The organism is Flavobacterium anhuiense, assembly GCF_001705175.1.
Taxonomy (GTDB): Bacteria; Bacteroidota; Bacteroidia; order Flavobacteriales; family Flavobacteriaceae; genus Flavobacterium; species Flavobacterium anhuiense.
The window spans coordinates 3,240,469-3,265,052 of sequence record NZ_CP016907.1 but is presented as its reverse complement, the minus strand read 5'-3'; the positions used below and the strand labels follow the sequence as shown (position 1 = coordinate 3,265,052).

The 24,584-nt window shown below is 34.0% G+C and carries 30 protein-coding genes; 26 read left to right on the top strand and 4 right to left on the bottom strand.

The genetic code is table 11. From position 1 onward, the window contains the following. The first annotated feature begins 5 nt into the window (after positions 1-5). From BB050_RS14325 to BB050_RS14260, 14 genes are all read left to right on the top strand, one after another. Entirely contained in the window at positions 6-212 is a 207-nt protein-coding gene (locus tag BB050_RS14325; protein ID WP_008468622.1) for a helix-turn-helix domain-containing protein, read from the top strand. Between the two features lie 78 nt (positions 213-290). Further along, entirely contained in the window at positions 291-884 is a 594-nt protein-coding gene (locus BB050_RS14320; protein WP_066035174.1) for an NAD(P)H-dependent oxidoreductase, read from the top strand. 139 nt (positions 885-1,023) lie between these two features. Then, entirely contained in the window at positions 1,024-1,509 is a 486-nt protein-coding gene (locus BB050_RS14315) for an SRPBCC family protein (protein ID WP_008468619.1), read from the top strand. A 92-nt stretch (positions 1,510-1,601) separates the two neighbouring features. Next, entirely contained in the window at positions 1,602-2,498 is an 897-nt protein-coding gene (locus BB050_RS14310; RefSeq protein WP_066034016.1) for an NmrA family NAD(P)-binding protein, read from the top strand. 12 nt (positions 2,499-2,510) lie between these two features. Then, positions 2,511-3,425 carry a helix-turn-helix domain-containing protein gene (locus tag BB050_RS14305; RefSeq protein ID WP_066034015.1) on the top strand — a complete coding sequence of 305 codons (915 nt, stop codon included), beginning with the start codon at positions 2,511-2,513 and terminating at the stop codon, positions 3,423-3,425. Between the two features lie 53 nt (positions 3,426-3,478). Continuing rightward, on the top strand, positions 3,479-3,895 hold the full coding sequence (locus BB050_RS14300; protein WP_066034014.1) for a hypothetical protein: 417 nt from the start codon (positions 3,479-3,481) through the stop codon (positions 3,893-3,895). A gap of 7 nt (positions 3,896-3,902) precedes the next feature. After that, positions 3,903-4,115 (top strand): hypothetical protein, encoded by a 213-nt coding sequence (locus BB050_RS14295; RefSeq protein WP_035692100.1) that lies wholly within the window; start codon positions 3,903-3,905, stop codon positions 4,113-4,115. Between the two features lie 79 nt (positions 4,116-4,194). Further along, on the top strand, positions 4,195-4,563 hold the full coding sequence (locus tag BB050_RS14290; RefSeq protein ID WP_066034013.1) for a nuclear transport factor 2 family protein: 369 nt from the start codon (positions 4,195-4,197) through the stop codon (positions 4,561-4,563). A gap of 85 nt (positions 4,564-4,648) precedes the next feature. Beyond that, a complete protein-coding gene (locus tag BB050_RS14285; RefSeq protein WP_066034012.1) occupies positions 4,649-5,692 on the top strand; it encodes a serine hydrolase domain-containing protein in 1,044 nt (347 codons plus the stop codon). Positions 5,693-5,699: 7 nt separating this feature from the next. Beyond that, complete coding sequence (locus BB050_RS14280) at positions 5,700-6,122, top strand: DUF1801 domain-containing protein (RefSeq protein WP_066034011.1); 423 nt, start codon at positions 5,700-5,702, stop codon at positions 6,120-6,122. Beyond that, on the top strand, positions 6,123-7,226 hold the full coding sequence (locus BB050_RS14275) for an MBL fold metallo-hydrolase (protein ID WP_066034010.1): 1,104 nt from the start codon (positions 6,123-6,125) through the stop codon (positions 7,224-7,226). 118 nt (positions 7,227-7,344) lie between these two features. Then, complete coding sequence (locus tag BB050_RS14270) at positions 7,345-8,466, top strand: lactonase family protein (protein ID WP_066034009.1); 1,122 nt, start codon at positions 7,345-7,347, stop codon at positions 8,464-8,466. Positions 8,467-8,612: 146 nt separating this feature from the next. Further along, a complete protein-coding gene (locus BB050_RS14265; protein WP_066034008.1) occupies positions 8,613-9,140 on the top strand; it encodes a GNAT family N-acetyltransferase in 528 nt (175 codons plus the stop codon). Positions 9,141-9,235: 95 nt separating this feature from the next. After that, the gene (locus tag BB050_RS14260) at positions 9,236-9,817 is read left to right on the top strand and encodes an LOG family protein (protein WP_066034007.1); all 582 of its coding nucleotides are present in this window, start codon (positions 9,236-9,238) and stop codon (positions 9,815-9,817) included. Between the two features lie 12 nt (positions 9,818-9,829). Here BB050_RS14260 and BB050_RS14255 read toward each other — a convergent pair whose 3' ends face one another. Further along, positions 9,830-10,666, bottom strand: a complete 837-nt coding sequence (locus tag BB050_RS14255; protein WP_066034006.1) for a helix-turn-helix domain-containing protein — start codon at positions 10,664-10,666, stop codon at positions 9,830-9,832. An 86-nt stretch (positions 10,667-10,752) separates the two neighbouring features. Between BB050_RS14255 and BB050_RS14250 the strand changes: the two genes are divergently transcribed. The 5 genes from BB050_RS14250 to BB050_RS14230 all read left to right on the top strand — a co-directional run bounded on the left by BB050_RS14250 (position 10,753) and on the right by BB050_RS14230 (position 14,005). Then, positions 10,753-11,145, top strand: a complete 393-nt coding sequence (locus BB050_RS14250) for a DoxX family membrane protein (RefSeq protein WP_066034005.1) — start codon at positions 10,753-10,755, stop codon at positions 11,143-11,145. 5 nt (positions 11,146-11,150) lie between these two features. Further along, positions 11,151-12,101 (top strand): polysaccharide deacetylase family protein, encoded by a 951-nt coding sequence (locus tag BB050_RS14245; protein ID WP_083219845.1) that lies wholly within the window; start codon positions 11,151-11,153, stop codon positions 12,099-12,101. Between the two features lie 140 nt (positions 12,102-12,241). Next, positions 12,242-12,709 (top strand): SRPBCC family protein, encoded by a 468-nt coding sequence (locus BB050_RS14240; protein WP_066034004.1) that lies wholly within the window; start codon positions 12,242-12,244, stop codon positions 12,707-12,709. A gap of 238 nt (positions 12,710-12,947) precedes the next feature. Then, complete coding sequence (locus BB050_RS14235; protein WP_066034003.1) at positions 12,948-13,316, top strand: iron chaperone; 369 nt, start codon at positions 12,948-12,950, stop codon at positions 13,314-13,316. Positions 13,317-13,321: 5 nt separating this feature from the next. Then, positions 13,322-14,005: a 2'-5' RNA ligase family protein gene (locus tag BB050_RS14230; protein ID WP_066034002.1), complete on the top strand. Its 684-nt coding sequence runs from the start codon at positions 13,322-13,324 to the stop codon at positions 14,003-14,005. A 91-nt stretch (positions 14,006-14,096) separates the two neighbouring features. Here the strand turns inward: BB050_RS14230 and BB050_RS14225 are convergent, their stop codons facing one another. From BB050_RS14225 to BB050_RS14215, 3 genes are read right to left on the bottom strand one after another with little or no spacing between them, the layout of a single operon-like run. Next, entirely contained in the window at positions 14,097-14,459 is a 363-nt protein-coding gene (locus tag BB050_RS14225; RefSeq protein ID WP_066034001.1) for a VOC family protein, read from the bottom strand. 12 nt (positions 14,460-14,471) lie between these two features. Beyond that, positions 14,472-14,903, bottom strand: a complete 432-nt coding sequence (locus BB050_RS14220; protein WP_066034000.1) for an SMI1/KNR4 family protein — start codon at positions 14,901-14,903, stop codon at positions 14,472-14,474. Between the two features lie 15 nt (positions 14,904-14,918). Then, entirely contained in the window at positions 14,919-17,066 is a 2,148-nt protein-coding gene (locus tag BB050_RS14215) for a cation:proton antiporter (protein ID WP_008468587.1), read from the bottom strand. A gap of 296 nt (positions 17,067-17,362) precedes the next feature. On the opposite strand from BB050_RS14215, the gene BB050_RS14210 reads away from it, so the two are divergent. The 7 genes from BB050_RS14210 to BB050_RS14180 all read left to right on the top strand — a co-directional run bounded on the left by BB050_RS14210 (position 17,363) and on the right by BB050_RS14180 (position 24,528). After that, on the top strand, positions 17,363-18,790 hold the full coding sequence (locus tag BB050_RS14210) for an L-serine ammonia-lyase (protein ID WP_066033999.1): 1,428 nt from the start codon (positions 17,363-17,365) through the stop codon (positions 18,788-18,790). A gap of 99 nt (positions 18,791-18,889) precedes the next feature. Further along, positions 18,890-20,083: an SH3 domain-containing protein gene (locus tag BB050_RS14205; protein WP_066033998.1), complete on the top strand. Its 1,194-nt coding sequence runs from the start codon at positions 18,890-18,892 to the stop codon at positions 20,081-20,083. A 51-nt stretch (positions 20,084-20,134) separates the two neighbouring features. Further along, positions 20,135-20,953 (top strand): 3-methyl-2-oxobutanoate hydroxymethyltransferase, encoded by an 819-nt coding sequence (panB, locus tag BB050_RS14200; protein ID WP_066033997.1) that lies wholly within the window; start codon positions 20,135-20,137, stop codon positions 20,951-20,953. 138 nt (positions 20,954-21,091) lie between these two features. Further along, complete coding sequence (locus BB050_RS14195) at positions 21,092-21,442, top strand: four helix bundle protein (RefSeq protein ID WP_066033996.1); 351 nt, start codon at positions 21,092-21,094, stop codon at positions 21,440-21,442. A 64-nt stretch (positions 21,443-21,506) separates the two neighbouring features. Continuing rightward, positions 21,507-22,196 carry an RluA family pseudouridine synthase gene (locus BB050_RS14190; protein WP_066033995.1) on the top strand — a complete coding sequence of 230 codons (690 nt, stop codon included), beginning with the start codon at positions 21,507-21,509 and terminating at the stop codon, positions 22,194-22,196. A gap of 75 nt (positions 22,197-22,271) precedes the next feature. Next, entirely contained in the window at positions 22,272-23,600 is a 1,329-nt protein-coding gene (locus tag BB050_RS14185; RefSeq protein WP_066033994.1) for an aldehyde dehydrogenase, read from the top strand. A gap of 121 nt (positions 23,601-23,721) precedes the next feature. Further along, entirely contained in the window at positions 23,722-24,528 is an 807-nt protein-coding gene (locus tag BB050_RS14180; protein ID WP_066033993.1) for a hypothetical protein, read from the top strand. The last annotated feature ends 56 nt before the right edge of the window (positions 24,529-24,584 follow it).

The following is a 24,584-nucleotide window of genomic DNA, read 5'->3' as shown; positions in this document are numbered from 1 at the left end:
AAATTATGCCCATTATAGTAAATTTAGACGTCATGATGGCAAAAAGAAAAATGTCATTAAATGAACTTTCAGAAAAAGTAGATTTGACATTATCCAATCTTTCTATCTTAAAAACGGGTAAAGCGAAAGCAATTCGTTTCAGTACGCTCGAAGCCATCTGTAAAGTTTTAGACTGTCAGCCTGGAGATATTTTAGAATTTTCTGAAGATTAATTTTGTTTTGGATTTAATTTGTATTTTCGTACAAATCGGTTGTGGTTTTTAAATAATTTGAAATCTAAAAAATCAAAAATGAATATTCTAATCGTTTACGCGCATCCAAGCAAAAAATCGTACACTTTTCAGGTTTTGGAAAGATTAAAATTAGCATTGGGGAATGAAAACTGGAATGTAGAAATCTCAGATCTATATGCATTAAATTTTGTCAGCGATATGTCTGAAGCAGAATATGAGCGCGAAGGATTTGCCAAAACACAGCTTCCGATTCCAGCAGATGTTTTAGCAGAACAGGAAAAAATAGAAAATGCAGATTGTATTATTTTCCTGTATCCAGTTTGGTGGAGCGATTGTCCTGCAAAACTAAAAGGCTGGTTTGATCGTGTTTATTCTGTTGGATATGCGTACGGACAAAATGAAACTTCAAGAAAAATGAAAACCATTCCGTACGGACTTGTAATTTGCACCGCTGGTCATCCTAATGATTTTTTGAATGAAATTGAAATGGCTCAAAGCATGGAAAAAATTATGCTTGAGGATAGACTTGGAAAACGTTTTAGGAATAAAGAAATGATTATTTTAGGCGGAACATTAGAGCTTGAAAATGTAATGGCAAAACATTTTGAAATAATCAATACAATTCCAGAAAAGATTAAAGCAATATTATAATTTAAAATTCCAAATCCTAAAATCCAAAATCTAAAATCTAAACCTGTCCGAAATACACCTCAAAATTGTCTTCTAGACACCTTAATCATTTGATTTTTAGATTGTAATTTTACTTTACTAATTTAAAATTCAATTGATTATGAATACTCAAGATTTTACCACAACAATAATTGTCAATCAATCACCCGAAGAAGTTTTTAAAGCCATACAAAACGTTAAAGGCTGGTGGTCAGAAGAAATTGAAGGGAAAACAGCAAATGAAGGCGACGAATTCAAATACCATTATGAAGATGTTCACCGCTGCAAAATAAAACTGATCGAAGTCATTCCGAACCAGAAAATTGTTTGGCTGATTGAGGAAAATTATTTCAGTTTCACCAAAGACGATACAGAATGGACCAATACTACGGCCGTTTTTGATATTTCGCAAGAAGACAGTAAAACAAAGCTCACTTTTACACATGTTGGTCTGGTTCCAGAATATGAATGTTTTGATGTTTGCAAAGCTGGCTGGAGCAACTATATCGAGAACAGTTTGAAAAAACTAATTGAAACCGGAAAAGGACAGCCTAATGCAACTGGAAAACCTCAAATAGAAACCGAAAGGGCTTTATCTAAAAACTAAGGTTGCTATAAAAAAGGCTACAACAACAATAGATTCGGCTAAATGATTTGTTCTGATGTTACGCAACTTTGTAATATCAAAATATAGAACAAATGAAAATAATAATTACAGGTTCTTTAGGGAACATTAGCAAGCCATTAACAGAGGCGTTAGTACAAAAAGGAAATACTGTTACTGTAATCACAAGCAGTAACGACAGACAAGAAGAAATTGAAAAACTAGGCGCATCAGCTGCAATTGGTTCTGTAGAAGATTTAAGTTTTTTAACTCAAACCTTTACTGGAGCAGATGCCGTTTATTGCATGATTCCGCGTGCAAATTATTTTGATCCGAATCTTGACTTGGATGCCTTCACCCGAAAAATTGGAAATAATTACGCAGAAGCCATCAAACTTTCTGGAGTGAAACGTGTTGTTTTCTTAAGCAGTATTGGCGCACATTTAAAAGAAAAATCTGGAATTATTCAGCGTTATAATGAAATCGAAGCTGTCTTGAATCAGCTTTCAGATGTTTCAATTACTTTTATGCGTCCGACTTCATTTTACTACAATTTGCTGGCATATATTCCTGCGATAAAAAATCAAGGTTTTATTTCGGCAAATTATGGAGCTGATTCATTGATTCCATGGGTTTCTCCAAATGACATTGCAGAAGCTATCACAGAAGAAATAAGTAGTCCGCTTGACGGGAAAAAAATACGTTATGTGGCGAGTGAAGAACTTTCTGGCCATCAGACTGCAAAAATTTTGGGTGAAGCAATAGGCAAACCCAATTTAGAATGGAAGTTAATTAGCGATGAAGAAACCTTAAATGGATTAATTTCTGTTGGAATGCAGCCAAAAATTGCGCAAGGTTTGGTAGAAATGTACGCAGCACTTTACAACAATACATTGGGCGCAGATTATGAGCAAAATCGCCCTTCAGTTTTAGGAAAAACAAAACTGTCAGATTATGCTATAGAATTTGCTTCGATTTATAATCAAAATTAAGTACTTTAGACTATGGCAAATCTACAACCGGTCCGAATAAAAAGTATCAGCGAATTTCATGAATTTAGAAACTTGCCAAAACCTGAACACCCTTTGGTGAGCGTCTATAATTTTGAAGATTTAAAATACTTGAATGAAGACGAGCCAAAAAGCTTGATGCTCGATTTTTATTCGATTGCACTGAAACGAAACGCAAATGCCAAAATGCGTTACGGGCAACAGGAATATGATTTCAAAGAAGGTGTTTTACTTTTTATTTCGCCAGGACAGGTTTTTTCTATAGAAGGAAATGCCGAAATGCAGCATACAGGATGGTCATTATTGATCCATCCTGATTTTTTATGGAATACGCCTCTTGCACAGAAAATCAAGCAATATGAATATTTTGGATACGCAGTTCACGAAGCGCTTCATCTTTCTGATAAAGAGGAAAAACTGATAATTGACATCATTCAAAATATTCGGCAGGAATACCAATCCAATATAGATAAATTCAGTCAAGATGTTATTATCGCTCAAATTGAATTGCTATTGACCTATTCTGAGCGTTTTTATAACCGCCAGTTTATTACTCGAAAAATAAGCAATCATCAGATTCTGGCACGATTGGAAAAATTGCTCGAAGACTATTTCAACAACGATTCTTTAACAAAAAAGGGACTTCCGACAGTGCATTATATTGCCGAAAACTTGAACCTATCACCAAATTATTTAAGTGCCTTACTGAAACATCATACAGGACAAAGCACACAGCAGCATATTCATAATAAACTGATCGAAAAAGCTAAAGAAAAACTCTCGACTACTAATTTATCTGTTAGCGAAATTGCTTTTGAATTAGGTTTTGAACATCAGCAATCCTTTAGCAAATTGTTCAAAACAAAGACTAATGTCTCTCCAATTGAGTTCAGGCAATCTTTCAATTAATAATTTAACAAAAGAATAAATTTCATAAATTCGTTACAATAAAAGCGAAAATTATGAACCCTATTTTAAGAAATACTTTGGCCGTAATTGCAGGTCTCGTTGTCGGAAGCATTGTCAATATGAGTATCATTTTGATAAGCGGTTCTATAATTCCGCCACCAAATGGCGCAGATGTTACTACTACAGAAGGTTTACAGGCTAGCATGCACTTATTTGAGCCAAAGCATTTTCTATTTCCTTTTTTAGCCCACGCCATCGGAACTTTTGCTGGAGCGCTTACAACTGCATTATCTGCGGCTTCTAACAAAACAAAACTGGCTTTTATTATCGGAGCTTTCTTTTTATTTGGCGGCATCACAATGGTTTTTACACTTCCATCTCCAATTTGGTTTAGCGCTGTCGATTTGGTTTTAGCTTATCTTCCAATGGCATATCTGGCTTCTAAAATTGCTTCAAAAAAGAAAATCTAAAGAAAAAATGAAAACTCAAAACACTATAAAACCAGCTAAAAAATGCTACAGCCATATTGGAGGTAAACTTGGCGAACTGCTTTTTGAAACATTCGCAGACAAAAAATGGATTGCCAAAAATGAGGCTTCAGACAAACACTTTTACATCACTGAATTGGGAGAAAAAGAATTTGCTAAATTGGGCATAGACCTTTCCAAAATCAAATCGGAAGAAGTTTAATTTTATAATTATTCAATTCTTTTCTGCAAAATTTGTAGCGCTTAATTTCATATCTTAGTTTACTTTTAAATCCTGAATCATGACTAAGAAAGAAATCGCTAAAAACTTCCTGAAATTGGCAGCCAAAGGACATTCTCATGAAGGTTTTCGGTTATATGTCGGAAAAAATTTCAAGCATCATAATGCCTACTTCAAAGGCGATGCAGAGACATTAATGCTTGCTATGGAAGAGTCTGCCAGAACAAATCCAAATAAAATTTTCAAAATCCACCATATTTTAGAAGATGATAAATTCGTTGCTGTACATTCTCACCTAAAGCAGAATTCGGAAGATATTGGTTTTGCAGTAGTTCATATTTTAAAGTTTAAGGATAATAAAATCGTCGAACTCTGGGATCTCGGGCAACCTGTACCAAAAGATTCTATTAATCAAAATGGAATGTTTTAGTTTACAGTCACAGTGGCAGTCGCCAGTTTGGAACTGAAACTGAGACTGAGACTGAAAACTAACTAAAAGAAAAAAAATAACCAAAATGAACTTCATCACCAAAATCTCCTTATTATTTGTTTTAATCTTCGCTTCTTCTTTCAATTCATCAGCTCAAAAAAAAGAGGATTATAAAAAAAGTATTGATAGTATACTCCAAAAGTCTAATCCTAAATTTAATGGTGTGGTTTTAATTTCGCAAAACGGAAAAACGCTATACTCTAAAGTCGAAGGTTTTTCGAATTTTGAAACCAAAAAACCTTTGAAATTGGATACACAATTCGAAATCATGTCAAACAGCAAATTAATTGCCGCAACCTTACTTTTGTTGGAAGTTGAAAAAGGAAATGTCGATTTGAATGCTCCAATCAAAAAGTACTTGCCAGAACTCACGCAAACTTGGGCAGATTCTGTTACAGTTCATCAGCTTTTAAATCATTCTCACGGAATTGTAGATTTACAAAAACCATTGGCTTTTAAACCTGGAACGCAATTTAAATATGGAAATCTAAGTTTCAATTTGGTTGCCAAAATTGTAGCATTCAGCTCTAAAAAAAGTTATAGAGAGGTTGCCGAATCGCTTTTTAAGAAATTAAAAATGAATCAGACTTTTTGTTATTCTGCAGATAAAACTCAAAATTTGGCAACTGGTTATTTTAATGCAAAAAATCAGTTGGAACCTATTACAACTAGACAAATTACTGACGAAAGTCTTGGAGCAGACGGCATTATTTCAACCGTTTCAGATCTTGCGATTTGGAATAATAATCTTCATAAAGGAAAAATTTTGAAACCAGCGTCTTATCAGCTATTAACTCAAAATACCATTCTATCCCAGCACAATTTCTTCGGCAAAGAAAAAGACGGTTATGGCTACGGGATTAGAGTTGTAGAAAAAGAGTCTGTTAAATATCTTGGTCACACAGGTTTAGGAGATGGTTTTTCTTCTGTAAATTTGTATTTCCCAGAAAGTGATGTGAGTTTGATTGTCATGGAAAATCAGATGCCTGAAGATTCTAATTTGTATTATGCTTCTGAATTTAAAATCAAAAACATGCTTTTGAAAACCGATTTATTAAAGAAAAAGTAAAGCTAAAATGGCAAAAAATAAAACCACAGAAACTCAAAATAGCGTTACTGATTTTATTAACGCTGTTGAAAATGATAGCAAAAGAAATGATGCTTTCGAACTCCTAAAAATAATGCAGGAAATAACAGGATTTGAACCTAAAATGTGGGGACCTAGTATTATTGGTTTCGGAAGTTATCATTACAAATATGAAAGCGGACATGAAGGAGATGCGCCACTTGCAGGTTTTTCTCCAAGAAAAACTGCACTGACCGTTTATTTTTATCTGCCAGAAAAAAAAAGAGAAGCACTTTTATCTCAACTTGGAAAACATACCTCTTCTAAAGCCTGTATTTACATTAAAAAATTGGCTGATATCAACATCGAAATCTTAAAAGAAATAGTTTTACTCTCTATAGCACATACCCAGAAATTATATCCCTCAAAATAAATGATTACATTTTTAATTCTATTAGTACTAATAGCCCTTGTTCTATACCGATTTTTGAACCATCCAAAATTCGGAAAAGCGCCTTCTGGCGAAAGGCTCATTCAAATTCAAAACTCTCCTCAGTATAAAAATGGGAAATTCGAAAATCAGAGTTTTACGCCAGATTTGATCGAAGGAGCAAGCATGGCGGGAGTTTTATTTGAATTTTTCTTTAAAAAAGTAGAAAGAAAAACTCCGAAAGATTTGATTCCGTCTATAAAAACCAATTTATTGGAACTTTCTTTAGATCAGGATATTTTAGTTTGGTTTGGGCATTCTTCCTATTTCATTCAGCTTGAAGGAAAACGTTTTTTAATTGATCCTGTTTTTAGCGGTAACGCCTCTCCGATTCCTGGTACAACAAAATCGTTTAAAGGATCTGATATTTATACGGTCGACGATCTTCCAGAAATTGATTATTTATTGATTACGCACGACCATTATGATCATTTGGATTACGATACGATTTTAAAATTAAAACCTAAAACTAAAAAAATAATTACCGCACTTGGTGTCGGCTCGCACTTGGAATTCTGGGGATTTTCGTCAGATAAAATTATCGAAAAAGATTGGTACAGCACCATCAAATTAGATGAAAATCTAACACTTCATACCGCGCCATCAAGGCATTTTTCAGGCAGAAGCTTTAAAAGATGCAATACGCTTTGGACTTCGTTTATTCTCGAAACTAAAGATTTTAAAATGTATTTGGGTGGAGACAGTGGCTACGATTCTCATTTTGCAGAAATCGGTGAAAAATATGGCCCTTTTGACATTGCTTTACTTGATAATGGCCAATATAATGAGAAATGGAAATACATTCACAATATGCCAGAAGATGTAATAAAAGCCATGAAAGACCTAAAAGCCAAAAGAGTTTTCCCAGTGCATTCTTCTAAATTTTCATTATCGCTTCATTCTTGGGATGAACCTTTGAAAAAAGTTACAGAATTGAATAGTTTGTCTGAAAATCCAATTACTTTAATTACACCAATGATTGGCGAAGCAGTTGATTTAAAAAATGACAAACAGGAATTTAAACAATGGTGGAAAGAGGTTAATTAATTGTTAATTGCTATGTCACCCTGAGCGGAGTCGAAGGGCATCCAATTAGTACGAAGGTTTAGACTTCGCTCCTGACAATGCAGGCAAAACTTGAAACCTGAAACAAACTTAAAAAACCGTGAAAAACAATTTTTTTTTAGCACTTTTATTTCTCGTAACAACCAACATCTTTTCTCAAAACACTTATGTCTTTTTGGGTTCTTATAATCGTGATAAAACGGCAGAAGCAATTCAGGTTTATCTATTGGACACTTTGAGTGGAAACCTGACCAAATTTACTTCGGTTAAAAATATTGTGAATCCGTCATATTTAACGATTTCTCCAAACGGGAAATATGTTTATGCTTGTACAGATACTAAAACTCCAAATGCAGGGAGCGTAAGCAGTTTTGAATTTAATCCGTCAGCAAAAACATTGACTTTTTTAAACAGCCAGAGAAGCAGCGGAGAAAATCCTGTTTATGTCAGCGTGCATAAAAACGGAAAATGGCTTGCCAATGCCAATTATACAGAAGGCAGCGTTTCAGTTTATCCGCTTTTGGAAAACGGTAAAATCGATTCGATTGCACAGGATTTTCAATATACGGACGGAAGCGTAAATAAAGATAGACAAACCAGATCTCACGTACACTCAGCAGTATTTTCTCCACGTTGCGATTATCTCTTTTTACCCGATTTAGGAGCCGATAAGATTCGCTGTTATGCTTTTGATGAAAATCAGAAAAAACCTTTAATCGAAACTAAAAATCCATTTACAAAAACCGATTTGGAAGCTGGACCAAGACATATTACCTTTCATCCCAATCAAAAATGGGGATATTGCATTGAAGAAATGGTCGGACAGATAAGCGTTTACAATTATGAAAATGGCATTTTAAACAAAATTCAGCGCATTGCCACACATCCAGAAAAAATAAAAGAAGGTTTTGAAAGTTCTGACATCCACATTTCTCCTGACGGTAAATTTCTTTATGCAACAAATCGCGGCAAAGAAAACAATATTGCCATTTTCTCTATTGATGAAAAAGGGTTCTTGAAAAACATTGGTTATCAGTCAACTTTAGGGAAGCATCCGCGTATTTTTGCCATTGACGAAAGGGGAAAATTTTTAATTGCTTCTAATGTTCTAACTGGGAATATTATTGTTTTTAAAAGAGATTCTAAAACTGGATTATTAAAAAAAGTAGGAAAACAGATTAAAATGGAAAATGTTTCCTGTGTGCAGATTAAACAGATCTAATTTTTTGTCTCACGCAGATTTTTCAGATTAAAACAGATTTTATTCTGTCTTCCTGAGCGAAGTCAAAGGATTTCTGACGAATCGACAAAGATTATAAACGAGAAACTGAATGGAATAAAAATTAACCAATCAAAAAACCAAAAAAAATGGAAATATCAAACTTCAATTTTCAACCCGATTGCTTAGAAAACGAAATCTCAAAATTAATTCCATTAGAAGAAAAACATTTTGATGCCTTATTTGAAGCAGCTTCCGATCCTTTGATTTGGGAACAGAATCCTGCAAAAGACCGCTATACAAAAGAAGGTTTTAAAACTTTTTTTGATATTATAATTACAAAAAATCCGTTCTTGATTCTTGATAAACAAACTAATGAAATAATGGGGACAAGTAGTTTTTACGACTATAATCCCGAAAGATCGAGCGTTGGAATTGGTTACACTTTTATTACGAGAAAATATTGGGGCGGTCCATATAATAAATCAAACAAAAAATTAATGATGGATTACGCTTTCCAGCATGTTAATTCAGTACTTTTTCATGTTGGAGCTGAAAACTTCCGTTCTCAAAAAGCCGTTCTGAAACTTGGAGCAGAAAAAATCAATGAACTGACATTTATTGTTAATGGTGCAGAAGTGCCTTATTTTGAATACGAATTGAAGAAAAAAGAATAAATAAAAGAAGAAAGAGGCAAGAGAAAAGATATTGAATTTAATACATCGTCTTGCTTCTTTCACCTTTAATCTTTCCCTTCTTAAAAAATAAAAAAATGAAAAGAATAACCGTTTTCTGTGCTTCTAGTTTTGGCACTGAAAAAATTTACGAAGAGCAGGCAATCGCTTTAGGAAGAACTTTAGCCGAGCAAAATATAGAATTAGTTTATGGAGGTGCTAATGTGGGCTTGATGGGTGCAGTTGCTGACGGCGCTTTACATGCAGGCGGAAAAGTAATTGGTGTGCTGCCAAACTTTTTACGATCTAAAGAAATTGCTCATTTAGGCTTGACCGAATTAATTTTGGTAGAAAGCATGCACGAAAGAAAAACCAAAATGAATGATTTGTGTGATGGCGTAATCGCACTTCCTGGGGGCTTTGGAACGCTAGAAGAACTTTTCGAAATGCTGACTTGGGCGCAATTAGGCTTGCATAAAAAACCAATTGCCATTTTGAATGTAAATGGTTTTTACGATTCGCTTATAGCATTACTGCAAACCATGACAGAAAAAGGATTGTTGAAAGAAGTAAATCGAGAAATGCTTTTGGTAAGTGACAATATTGATGATTTGTTAGATAAAATGAAAAATTATGTTGCGCCAACTGTCGGGAAATGGATTGATAAAAAGAACGTTTAATAGACTTATTACCTATACACTTTTAAACTGCTTTTTATAATCACTTGGATTTAAACCCGTATGTTTTTTAAACAATCGATTCAGGTGACTGGCATCACTAAAACCAAACTCATATACAATCTCATTAATCTGCATGTTTGTATATTTTAATCTAGTTTCTATTAGTTTGATTTTATAAGTAATAGTATATTCCTGAATACTTTGACCCGTTTTGGTTTTAAAATATTCGCTGATATAGGTTGGCGAAATATTAAAGGCAGCAGCCATGTTGGATGTTTTCAAATGTTCTGGCTGATAAATATTCTGATGGACATAATTTAACAAATCCAAACTTGGAGCAATGTTAGACTGATTTAGATTTAAAGGTGCAATGAGCGAAATATTTCTAGCAGCTATTGTGATAATAGTATTTAAAATCTGTTTAATAACTTCTTGCTGCTGTGGAAACTGATTTTCCTTTTCCATAATTAGCGCTTCAATCATTGTCCTAATCAAAGGTTTATCAGTTACGGTTTTCAGAATGCATCCCGGCAGGTGATTGTGGTTATGAAAAATAAATTCAAGTTTCTGAATTCCTTCACTATTTTGTGTCTTTAAATAACTATCATGAAATCGTATAAAGAAAAATTTCGTTTTCTCCATAACCTCAAAACTGTGCGTATCCTGAGGGAAAATTAAAAAAAGTTTGTCTGAGCTGTAAGGTAATCTGTGGTCGTTGATGATCTGAATTCCTTTTCCTTCTAAAACAAAAACCATCTCAAAGAAAGTATTCTTGCGTTCTTTTGCTTCATATTCTAAAACTTCTAAAAACTGAAGTTCAAAAGGTTGGTATAAATTTCTAATTTCCATCTTTCAAAAATACAAATTATTCCAATGATTGTACAAATTTAGACAATCTGTTATATGCAACTTTGTCGTATAAAAATCACATCATTATGGAAACAACCTCATTTTTATTCTTACGACTTGCTGTTGCAATCAGCATGTTTGGCCATGGTTTAGTCAGATTGCCAAAACTTACCGCTTTCAGTAATTGGATGGTTGGCAGTTTTGAAAATTCTCTGCTGCCAAAAATAATTGTAACACCATTCAGTTACCTGCTTCCCATAGCCGAATTTGCGATTGGTTTTTTACTATTGCTCGGTTTATTTACAAAACCATCTTTAATTGCCGGATCCTTAGTAATGCTGGCTCTGCTATTTGGAACATCAATGATTGAAAACTGGGAGGCTATTCCCTCACAATTAATTCACATTTCATTATTTGCTTTGTTATTACATTTTGCAGATTACAACAGCTGGGCAATTGATACTTTAATTAAAAAATAAACATCATGAGTTCAAGAAGAAATTTCATAAAACAAACCAGTATAATAGGAATCGCTGGCTTGATAAACCCCATCGAAGCTGTTTCTAGTGTTCAAAAAAACGCTCCGCTTTTCTCTACTAAAAAAACGAAATGGGCAGATGGTTCAAGATTAGTCGTTTCAATTTCCATGCAGTTTGAAGCCGGAGGACAGCCACAAAATGCAGAAAGTCCTTTTCCTCAAAATATACAAAAAGGCTTTATTGATCTTCCTGCTGCAACTTGGTACGAGTACGGGTATAAAGAAGGTATTCCCCGAATGTTGGACAATTGGGATAAATTAGGAGTAAAAGTAACTTCACACATGGTTGGAACTGCCGTTTTAAAAAATCCTGAACTGGCAAAAGAAATTGTTCAGAGAGGCCATGAAGCCGCAGCACACGGAATGAACTGGAGCACACAATATACAATGCCATATGAAGAAGAAAAAAACTTCATAAAAGATGGTGTAGACGCAATCAAAAAAATTACTGGTTTTACTCCTATAGGCTACAATGCTAATTGGCTTCGTAGAGGACAAAATACACTTGATATTTTACAGGAACTTGGTTTTAAATACCATATTGATGACCTCAGTCGAGACGAACCCTTCATTATTCAGGTAAAAAATAAGGATTTTGCCGTTGTTCCATATACGCTTCGATGCAATGATATTGTTTTAATAGAAGGGAAAAACTTTTCCGCAGACCAGTTCTTACAACAGGTTAAAATGGAGTTTGACCAATTATATGCTGAAAGCGAAACTCAGCGCCGTCAAATGTCTATTAGTTTTCATGACCGTATTGGCGGTACGCCTCAAATGGTAAATGCTACGTATGAACTTATTAGATATATTCAGCAGCACACTGGTGTCAGCTTTAAACGAAAAGACGAAATTGCAGAAATTGCTTTACACGATAAAACTACAATACGAGAATAATATTTTAAATTCAAAACCATAAAATTCATACAAGGAAAAAACTTGTATGGATTTTTTTTATTCCCTTTTTTCGGAATTTCTTTCTTAATTTAGAAGTCCCAAAAAACTCATTTTTAACTTACACATCTTACTCATCAACCATGAAAACAGAAAACAACAAATATGCAAAGGCCGAAATGCTGATTAGAAAACCTGTTTCAGAAGTTTTTCAGGCTTTTATTGATCCGCAGATTACGAGTAAATTTTGGTTTACAAAAGGATCAGGAAAATTAGAAGAAAACCAAAAAACCGAATGGACTTGGGAAATGTATGGTTTCTCTCTTTCTGTTACGACAGTTGTCATTCAAGAAAATAAAAAAATTGTGATCGAATGGGGAAATCCTGACGAAATTACATTGGTCGAATGGGTTTTTAGTCCGTTAAACGAAAATGAAACGTTTGTTAGTATTACAAATTCTGGTTTTCACGGAGATTCAGACAAAATAATCGATCAGGTTCGCAACTCAACTGAAGGCTTTACTTTGGTTTTAGCTGGAGCAAAAGCTTATTTAGAACATAATTTAAGATTGAATCTGGTTTTGGATCGTTTTCCGAAAGGGCTTGCTTGATGAAATTTAACCGCAAAAGTCTTTTTTTACCGCAAAGCACGCAAAGAACGCTAAGTTTTTTTGAGAGTCATTTAAAATGAAAAGTTAGCAAGGTATTTTCTAAACAAAGCTTTGCGAACTTAAAATATAGATTTTGTTTAGTCTTCGTATTAAAAAAAAACTTAGCGCACTTTGCGGTAAAGATACAACTGCAAAGAAAGTCAACTTGAAACCTGAAACCTGAAACAAAAAAACTATCATGGAAGTTAAAAAACCCGAAAATATAGACGAATACATTGGTGGATTTCCGAATGATGTTCAGGAAGTTTTAGAAAAAGTTCGTATGACAATTCAGAAAGCGGCTCCTGATGCTAAAGAGAAAATTAGTTATTCCATGCCAGCTTTTGAGCAGAAAGGGATTGTCGTTTATTTTGCAGCTTTTAAAAATCATATCGGGCTTTACGCACTGCCTTCTGGACATGAAGCTTTTGCTGCAGAACTTTCAAAATATAAATCAGGAAAAGGTTCTGTGCAATTTCCTTTGAAAGATCCAATACCTTATAATTTGATTGCTGAAATCGTTAAGTTTAGGGTAAAAGAGAATCTTGAAAAAGCAAAAAAGAAGTAACCCGAATGAATTTAACCGAACATTACAATAAGCTTTATAAAACATCTTCTGAAATCATTTCGGCAGGAAAATACTCTATTGATTCTGAACTTAAAAACGAATCCGATTCCCGTTTTGGAATCACGCTTCTTATTCGCCCGAATGATGAAATAAAAGCCAACATTCAGACTTTTATCAACGAATTAAAAAAAGCTGAACCAGAACAGTATTTTTATCCAGATTCAGACATTCATATTACGGTAATGTCGATTATTTCTTGTTCAGATAAATTTACTTTAAATCAGATCTCGCCAAACGAATATATTGAGGTAATATGCAGAAGTCTTGTTGAAGTAGAGAAAATCAAAATCCATTACAAAGGCATAACCGCTTCTCCATCAGCCATTATGATTCAAGGATTTCCAAGTGATGAAACTTTAAATAATTTACGAAACAGGCTTCGAGAGAATTTCAAAAATTCAGGATTACAGCAATCTATAGACAGTCGATATGAGATTTCTACCGCACATTCTACAGTAATGCGTTTTCAAGAAAAACTTCAAAATCCGAAAAAGCTGATTGAAATTGCAGAAAAATTCCGCGATTATGATTTTGGAGAATTTGAAGTCAAAAATTTAGAATTGGTTTATAATGACTGGTATCAGCGAAAAAGCACAACGCGTGTTTTGGGTGATTTTGGATTGAGATAGTTTTTTTGCCACAAATTCGCGAATTTATATTATTGAAATGAGTTGAATTGCAAATTTGATTATTCGAATCGCGGTACGACCAAATATTCATTTACTTGAACTTCCCAAAATGCCATAAAACTCCTGCTGGATCGTGCAGAAAACATTCACTTCCCCAATCTAAATATTTTATCGGAGTTAATTTTGCTCCTTCGTATTTCTCGGGAAGATTTAAAGCTAAAAGCTCGTCATAATATCGCTCGACATCATCAACTTCTACAAAAATCATAGTGTTTTCAATCCAACTTTTATCGTAATAATCTTGAAGATAAAAAGCGATTTCTCCAGATTTAAAAACTGAAAAATTAGATTCTAAAACTGTTTCTTCAAATCCTAAATCGCGGTAAAAGCTTCTTGAGATTTCGAAATTCTTAGCTCCAATAAAAGGTCTGATAGATTTTATTTTGTGATTCATAGCATTTATTTTTTAATCTTGAAACCATTCAATTCCCTTATCTAGTCGGACAAGAAAATCTGTAAATGATTTTCCAATTTCGACGTGATACTTCGGATTCAAATCAATAAAAGGAGAAAGAATGATTTTTACAGAATTATCATCATCAAATTCAATTCCTATAAACTCACCGCTTCCATTTGTGCCAATGGCGAGTGTTTGGGGCAGTTTTTCAAAAATATGATATTCTAAATTTGCATCGATAATTTCTTCTAGACTCCAAAGTTTTATAAACTCAACTCCAATAAACTGATCTATTCCCAAGTAATTCTCAACATAATAAACATAGTCTTCTGGAAGATCAAATTTTAAATGCTCCTGAATATCTTCAATTGCTACTAAAGAATTTTCATCCCGTTTTGGAAAAACATACTTCCTAAAAATCTCTGCTAATTCTTCTGTCATAAAACTATAAATGAGTTATCCTTTCTTCAAAATACTTCCAATACCTCGCCCGATCTGTTCTATGGCTTCGATTCCTTTTGCTAAAGGCGATGATGTAAAATCTTCATAAGCATCCATTGAACTTTCTTTTCTATCGTCTTGCGGATAAACTAAAATTACATTGTTATCGTTGAAATATTTTTCGAATTTCTGCGGCAGTTTATCAAAAATAGACTGATATGAAACAGAACCTTTTCTAGAAAGATTGAAAACGACTAAATCGGTTAGTTTTATTTCGTCTGAAATACTTTCAAAATCTTCCCAATCAGAAACATTTTTAAATCCTAATTTGGCATTTAATTTCAAATTATTAGCAATCTGCTGAATGGTTTCGTGAGTTTTATATTCAGCATAAAGCACAATCGGAATACTCAATTCCTGTGATAAACGGCATATTTTCTGAAGCAGTAAGTGAAACCCGACACCTCTTTCAGAAAATGGCGGACAAATAAAAACCAATCTTTTTTCTTCGATAAAATTCTTCTGAAATCTACAGATAAACAGACTCTTATCAACATTATTGATGATTGAATCTACATTTTCTCCAAAAATTTTATCGATAAATCCTGTTTTTCTCGGCCATCCGACAATTACAATATCGGACATAATTTCTTTTGAAGTTCTGGCAATTCCACTCGCTGGATTGTGGTCAATTCTGGCAATGGTATTGATTTTAACTTCTGAAGCTGAACCTTGAATAACAAATTTATCGGCCGCTTTTCTGTACTTTAAAATATTTTTTTCTGCCTGATTATTATTCGGTACAATCGTCAATAAAGTAATGGGGTTAGATGATTTTTTATCTTTTATCAAAAGAGCAAAATCCAATAAACTTGCCGCGGCAGAAGTTTTCGCCAGCGGAATCAGAATATGTTCGTCTAAAATTTGATCCCTACCAGCATCTTCATGAGAAAACTCTTCTTCGCAGATTGCAATTTTCTTAGCGGCTTTTTCAGTTGCAAACGAAGCCACAATACAAGTAATCAGGATTAGAATAATGGTTCCGTTTAAGATATTTTCATCTAAAATTTTAGCTTTATAACCCACCAAAATCACGGCTAAAGTTGCTGCCGCGTGCGCACTGCTCAACCCAAAAATAAGCTGTCTTTCGGTTCTGGTATATTTAAAAACAATTTGAGTAAAAAATGCTGCAATCCATTTTCCAAATATTGCCACAACACTCAAAGTTCCGGCTACGATTAAAGCTGTTGGTCCGCTTAAAATAACGCTGACATCAACTAACATTCCTACTGAAATCAGAAAAAACGGAATGAATAATGAATTTCCAATAAACTCAATTCTGTTCATTAATGCTGACGAATGCGGAATTAAAGGATTCAATGCCAAACCTGCAACGAACGCGCCAATGATAGGCTCTACTCCTGCTACTTCGGCCAAAAAGGCTGCAAAGAAAACCACAGAAAGCACAAAGATGTAATGCGCATGTTTTTCACTCTCTAATTTTTTGAAAAACCATTTAGCAATTCTTGGAATAAGCAAAAACATTATGGCTGAAAAAATTGCCAGCGAAATAGTCAATTTGATCCAGAAAGCCTGATTTAAGCTTCCTTGAGCACTTCCCATAATTACGGCCAAAATAATCAAAACAGCTGTATCGGTCAAAATTGTTCCTCCAACAGTAATGGCAACTGCTTGATTTTTGGCAATTCCCAGTTTACTCACAATCGGATACGCAACCAAAGTATGTGTCGCAAACATGCTCGCAGTTAAAAAACTGGCATTGAAATCGTATTGAAGCAAATAAAAACAAACTGGAAAACCAATTGAAAGCGGCAGAATGAAGGTAAAAAAACCAAAGAGCAAACTCTTATTTCGGTTGGCTTTAAACTCATTCATATCCAATTCTAATCCTGCGATAAACATAATGTACAGAAGTCCAATTGTTGAAAAAAGATCAACTGCAGAGTTTTTTGCCAAGATATTTAAACCGTGCGGACCGATAATAACTCCAGAAATAATTAGTCCAATAATTCCCGGAATATTAATCTTTTTAAGCAAAATCGGCGAAAGCAGAATAATAAAAAGTATTAACGAAAAAATCAATACGGGGTTGCTTAAAGGTAATTCGAATTCTTGTAATAGATGTCTGAAAAATTCTATCATATGGTAACTTTATCTTCTTGTGGCATTATAATTTGTAAAAAGACATTTTCAGAATTCAAACAAAATCCATGAAGTATTAATATTGACGAATCGAGTATTTTTTAGCACTCGTTCTTTTACAAAAATACCTAAAAATAGTGAACTTTTTACTTAAAGCGCATATTAAGGCTTTAAATTTATTTCGTTGCCGAATTATTAAATTTTAATATTTTTTTTAACAAATACGCAAGATTAACAATCAAAAATTAATCATCATTGCATTATTCGATTATCTTTGTCTTAACAAAAATTGAACAATGGAAGAATGTATCTCTGTTTTTGATATGCTTAAAATTGGCGTTGGCCCTTCAAGCTCACATACTTTAGGTCCTTGGCGCGCTGCCGAACGTTTTCTTGAAGAGCTCAAAGACGAAGCAATTTTAGACGACATTACAAGAGTAAAAGTCGACTTATATGGCTCTCTTTCTTTAACTGGAAAAGGCCACGCAACAGATCTTGCTGTAATGCTCGGATTGAGCGGACAAGATCCTGAATATATTCCTGTTGAAGATATTGCGGGAATTATTAAAAAAATCGAAACTACAAACGAAATCAATTTGGGCAACCAAAAAGTGATTCCGTTCTTTTTTCTTCAAGACATTGTTTTCAACAAAGATTTTCTTCCGTTTCATGCCAATGGTTTGAAATTTACAGCTTACAAATCTGATGATTCTGAATATGAATCTACTTTTTATTCTATCGGAGGCGGATTCGTTGTAAAAGAAGAACGTACCAATGCTAAAGAAAAAAAAGCTATAAAATGTGCGTTTCCTTACCCGATTCAAAACGCAGCTGAATTGTTGAATTATACGATTAGTGAAAATAAATCAATTTCTGAAATTGTATATCAAAATGAAATTTCGATGCGTCCAGAAGCCGAAGTGCATTCAGAATTAATGCGCATTTGGAATACCATGCTGGAATGCATGTACATTGGCTGCCACTCTGAAGGCATTCTTCCTGGCGGACTTCATGTGCGCAGGAGAGCTTTTGACATGCACCAAAACTTAATCGGATTGTCTAATTATACCGACCCGCAAAGTTGGCTGGAAGAAATTAGAAAAACTGAGGTAAAATTTCGTCAGATTCTAAAATGGGTTAGCTGTTTTGCACTTGCCGTGAATGAAGTAAACGCTTCCCTTGGACGTGTTGTTACAGCGCCTACCAATGGAAGTTCTGGAGTAATTCCGGCCGTTTTAATGTATTATATGGTGATCGAAAACCATAGTGCTGGCGAAAAAGAAATCAAACAATTTTTGATGGTTGCGGGCGAAATCGGAAGTATCTTTAAGAAAGGATCTACTATTTCTGCGGCAATGGGCGGATGCCAGGCTGAAATTGGCGTTTCTTCTGCAATGGCAGCGGGAGCTTTATGCGAATTGATGGGCGGAACTCCTGCTCAGGTTCTTATGGCAGCCGAAATCGCAATGGAACATCATTTAGGTTTAACCTGCGATCCTATTGGCGGTTTGGTTCAGATTCCTTGCATCGAAAGAAATACAATGGGTGCCATTAAAGCGATAAATGCTGCTGAATTGGCCTTAGAAACGGATTCTAAAAATGCTAAAGTTCCTTTAGACAAAGTGATTAACACAATGTGGGAAACGGCAAAAGATATGAATTCAAAATACAAAGAAACTTCTGAAGGAGGTCTTGCAGTTGCCGTAAACATGGCTGATTGCTAAAATTTAAGTTACTACTAATTCCACAAATTGCCACGAATTATTCTCTTATAAATTTGTGCCAATTTGTGGAATTTGTGGCAAAAAAATCTAGAAACATTCATGAAAAAACTTTACTTCTTACTCTTTTTCTGTTCTATTTTACTTCATTCTCAAGAACGTTATTTTTTAAATTCTGATACAAGATTATTTATTTCTCCGAATGCATCTGCCGATTTTTTAGGGTATTTTAAATATGGAGCAGAAGTTCGCTTATTATCTGAAAATCAAAATGGCTGGTACAAAATACAAGCTGATAATTTGAACGAAGGTTATGTGCAAGAAAAGTTTATTGCAAACAGCCTTAACGCAAAAGATGTAAAAATTAAAGATCCCAAAAATCCTATTTTGGAAGGCGGAGATGCTTACTACGGAGGCAATCACCTTTTTGTTCTTGCTGCTGGACTAAAAGCAAGAGCCTTGCCCGATAAAACTTCAAAAATCAGAGAAATTTTATTTACAGGAGATCCTGTTGCAGTAAACTATCTTCCTGTAAATCCTGATGAATGGGTAAATATCAGCGGAAGTTTTAACGAAGAATATTCTAAATATACACTGAGAAAATTTCTTGGCCCTAGACCAAACTTTGATGCTTTATTGAAAGATTTCGATAAACTGGACTTAAACGCTCTTAACGAACGAAAAACGGTTAGCGAAAGAATTGTAGAATTGGCTTGGAGCAGCGAATATGCTAAACTTACACCAGCATATCAAAGATATTATGAAGTCGTGAAGCAAATCAACGACCCAAAATTATTAGCAGAAACAGAATTGAATATGGCATTAGCCAAAGGTCTGGCCAATCATAAATTATCAGAACAGATTATTGCCTTTACTCAAAAATCCCATTATTCTTTAAAAGGTTTTAAAACGAAATCGGTTAACATTTCGCTGGCAGATTTAATTAAAACGATGGGAAATCCACCCAAAAAAACTCGTATTTCAGACGAATGCGGCATTTATTTGAGTGATTTATTTTACTACTATCCAGATTTGGAAATTTCTGTTGATGAAAAACAAAAGCAGGGAGAAATCGTTAAAGTTTTCATCAACGAAAACAACAAATTTATTATAAATCAAAACGCTATTTTAGATCATACACTGTCTGAAAAAGCTTTCATTGAAAAATATGGAACTTATATTGAAGCTTCTCTAAAATCGCCCCACATTTACAGTATCATCATGGAAGACAGCCAATTCCGATTAGAATTTAAAGACGGAAAACTATTTTCTGTCGAAATATTCTATTATTGCTGATTCCCCTTTTACAATTATTCAATACTTTTACATTATCAAAAAAACAATAAAATGTCTGTAGCAAAAAAAGATTATAAAAGAATCACAACAAAGTCATTAATTGAAATGAAAAGCAATGGAGAAAAAATCTCTATGCTGACTGCGTATGATTATACAATGGCTAAAATTGTTGATACCGCTGGTGTCGATGTAATTTTAGTTGGTGATTCGGCATCAAACGTAATGGCTGGTCATGAAACTACTCTGCCTATTACTTTAGATCAGATGATTTACCATGCTTCTTCTGTAGTTCGCGCTGTAGAAAGAGGTTTGGTTGTAGTTGACTTGCCTTTCGGAAGTTATCAGTCAGATTCAAAAGAAGCTTTACGTTCTTCTATCAGAATCATGAAAGAAAGTGGTGCGCATGCTGTGAAATTGGAAGGCGGAAAAGAAATTAAAGAGTCTATCAAAAAAATATTAAATGCCGGAATTCCAGTTATGGGACATTTGGGATTAACTCCTCAATCTATCTATAAATTCGGGACTTATACTGTTCGCGCTAAAGAAGAAGAAGAAGCAGAGAAATTAATTGAAGATGCTCAAATGCTTGAAAAAGTAGGATGTTTTGCTGTCGTTTTGGAAAAAATCCCAGCAGCTCTCGCTAAAAAAGTAGCAGACAGTATTTCTATTCCTGTTATCGGAATTGGTGCTGGAGGTGGCGTTGACGGTCAGGTCCTAGTAATCCATGATATGCTAGGAATGAACAACGAATTCAGTCCACGTTTCTTGCGCCGTTACTTAAATCTTTACGAAGAAATGACAAAAGCAATCAGCCAATATGCTGCTGATGTTAAGTCTAGTGATTTCCCGAATGCTAGTGAACAATATTAAAATCAGACTGGCTTAGATTTTTAGACATACTTAGACTTCTTAGATATTGCACTTAAATTCATTTAATTGCGTAAAATTCTAAGAAGTCTAATTTTTTGAAATCTTGAGCTTCTGCCAAAACTATCAATAATTTAAGCCATGCATCAATTTAAAGAGCTTTTGATCTGGAAGAAAAGCAGATCATTTTGTTCTAAAATTTATTCTGTAAGAGCCACATTTCCTAGTGAAGAAAAATTTGGAATAATAAATCAATTAAGAAGAGCTTCTGTATCAATCCCTTCAAATATTGCAGAGGGCTCTTCAAGAAATTCAAATAAGGATTTTGCTAGATTTTTAGAAATTGCTATCGGATCAGCCTATGAAGTTGAAACACAACTTTTAATTTCATCTGATTTAGGATTTATAAATGAAGAAAGTACAACTGAACTAATTAACTTACTGGAAGAAATCACTAAAATGACATCCCGATTTAGAGCGACGTTATTATAAAATTAAAAGAATCAGTCAAAATCTAAGAAGTCTAAGTATGTCTAAAAATCTAAGCAAGTCTAATATGAAAATTGTTTCCACCAAAGATAATTTACAAGTACTTCACGAAGACAATCACATCATTGTGGTTAATAAGCGTGTGGGCGATATTGTTCAAGGCGATAAAACAGGCGATAAACCTTTGTCTGATGTTGTGAGAGAATATATTAAAGAAAAGTATAATAAACCTGGTGATGTTTTCTTGGGTGTGATTCATCGTTTGGATCGGCCTACAACTGGAATTGTGGTTTTTGCAAGAACTAGTAAAGCTTTATCGCGAATGAATGAGTTATTCAGCAATCGTGAAACTAAAAAAACCTATTGGGCAGTTGTAAAGAACAAACCACGTGAAGCATCAGCAAAATTGGTTCATTATTTAAAACGAAACGAAAAAAACAATACTTCAAAAGCACATTCAAAAGAGGTGCCTGATAGCAAATTAGCCAGTTTAGATTATACGATTATCAAAGAACTTCAAAATTATACGGCGCTCGAAATCAATTTGCATACAGGACGTCATCATCAGATTCGTGCTCAATTGAGTGCCATTGGATCGCCCATAAAAGGAGATTTAAAATATGGCGCAGACCGAAGTAATCCAGATGGCGGAATTCATCTTCATGCCAGAAAACTAACTTTTGTACATCCTGTTTCTAAAGAAAACATAACGATTATCGCGCCGACACCAGACGACCCAATTTGGAATGCTGTATGATTTTTATGATTTAATTGTTAAATTTTTAAATTTTATCAATTAACTTGCATAGGGAAAATTCAAGTTAATCGGAAAATGGATTATAAAAATAACATCGGATATCGAAAGGAAACTCTAAAAAAGTTATTGTATAATATTCAAAAAAGCGAAGATTTAATCGTAAAAGCTTTATACGATGACTTTAAAAAACCTGAGTTCGAAGCTGTTTTGACCGAAACTAATTATGTCATTTCAGAACTCAAAGATGTTATCAAAAACATTACTAAATGGGCCAAACCTGAACGCGTTTTTCCTTCACTTTTAAATTTTCCTTCTAGCGATTACCTTTACAAAGAACCTTATGGAGATGTATTGATTATAGCGCCTTGGAATTATCCTTTTCAGCTTGCTTTATGTCCGTTGGTTGCTGCAGTTGCTGCAGGAAATAGAGTAGTTTTAAAACCTTCTGAACTTACACCTCATACCTCGGCCATAATTGCAAAAATTATAGAAAAAACTTTTCATGTTAATCACGTCGAAGTTTATGAAGGCGGAATCGAAGTTTCTAATAAACTGCTTGCACAGCGTTGGGATTATATCTTCTTCACAGGAAGCGTTGCTGTAGGTAAAATTGTTGCAAAAGCGGCAGCAGAAAATTTAACTCCGGTTACTTTGGAATTAGGCGGTAAGAACCCATGTATTGTTGATGAAACTGCCAACTTAAAACTTGCCGCAAAACGAATTGTCTGGGGAAAATTCATTAATGCCGGTCAGACTTGCATTGCACCCGATTATATTTTGATTCAGAAAAATATGAAGGTTAATTTTATTTCTTACTTAATTGAAGAAATCATCAAAGCTTACGGCAAGAAAATTGACAAATCTCCTGATTTTGCGCGAATTATAAATACAAAAAACTGGTACCGACTCACCAATATGATTCAAGACGAACATATTTTATTTGGCGGAGAAAGTGATGCCAACAAACTTTATATTGCGCCAACACTTCTTGAAGAGCCAGATTTGGACAGTCCAGTTATGAAAGAAGAAATCTTTGGCCCGATTCTGCCTATTCTCGTTTATGAAAATGAAAATGACATCGAAAAGGTTGTCAGCCGCTATGAGAAACCTCTTTCATTTTATATTTTTAGCGAAAATAATTCATTTACAAAGAAATTAATTTCAAAATACTCCTTTGGAGGCGGTTGTATCAACGATACTGTTGTTCATTTTTCTAATAATAGACTGCCTTTTGGTGGTGTCGGCCATAGCGGAATTGGCGCTTATCACGGTAAACGAAGTTTCGATACATTCTCTCATCATAAAGCAATTGTGAAAAAAGGAAATTGGCTTGATTTGCCTATGCGCTATGCGCCTTACAAAGATAAATTGGCTTCGATAAAACGAATTTTAGACTGGCTATAAATCAGTTAAAAACATTTCGCAATGTTTTGTAGATTTTTATATGGTATTGATTAAAAATATTATATTTACGTCAAGATACCTTTAAAAATGTTATAAGTCTATAAAACAATTATAAATATAAATGAAATCTACACTTGACCAAATTGAGGACATTAAAAAAAATGGCTTTTCCCTTGATTTTTCTTCCGTTTTCAATCACGCTTTCGAAAACTATAAAAAAATAGCTCTTTATTCGGGACTTATCATTTTGGTCTTAGCCATTATCATTGTGATGGCATATATGGGAATATTGATCGCCTATTTTGGAATCGAGAGCCTAAAGCAAGATTATCTAAAGGAATTCACAAATCAAAATTTCACAGGTGTTGAGCTTTTAGTTCAAACTATTGGATTTTCTTTGTTAGCAGCATTAATAGCTCCTTTTGGTGCAGGATTTTTAAAAATGGCAGATTCTGCAGATAAAGACATTGAATTTAATGTCTCTACGATGTTCTACTATTACAAAGGAAAATATTTTGCACAGATTTTCGTCGCAGCTATTATCACGGCTATTACAGGAAACTTGCTTTCAAATTTAATTAGAAGTTTAAATATTCCATTTGGAGAACTTATTGCATTTGCAATTCCCTACATTATATCTTATTTTGTTTATTTGTCAACCCCTCTAATTATTTTTGGGAATTTGACAGCAATAGAATCCTTGAAAGCAAGCATTATCATAGTTACTAAAAATCCACTAAACATATTCGCATTTTTTATCATAGGTTTTTTAGGTGCTTTGGTAGGACTTGTGGCATGCTGTGTAGGAGTAATATTTACTGCGGTTTTTAACAGTTCAATGCAATATGCTACATATTTTGCCATTTTTGGAACACATTCTGAAGAAGAAGATTCAATTGATTCAATCGGAAAATACAATGTAGATTAAAATAGAAAATTCTTAATTATAGAGAACCTAACCACTTCTTTTTAAGAATTCTCAAA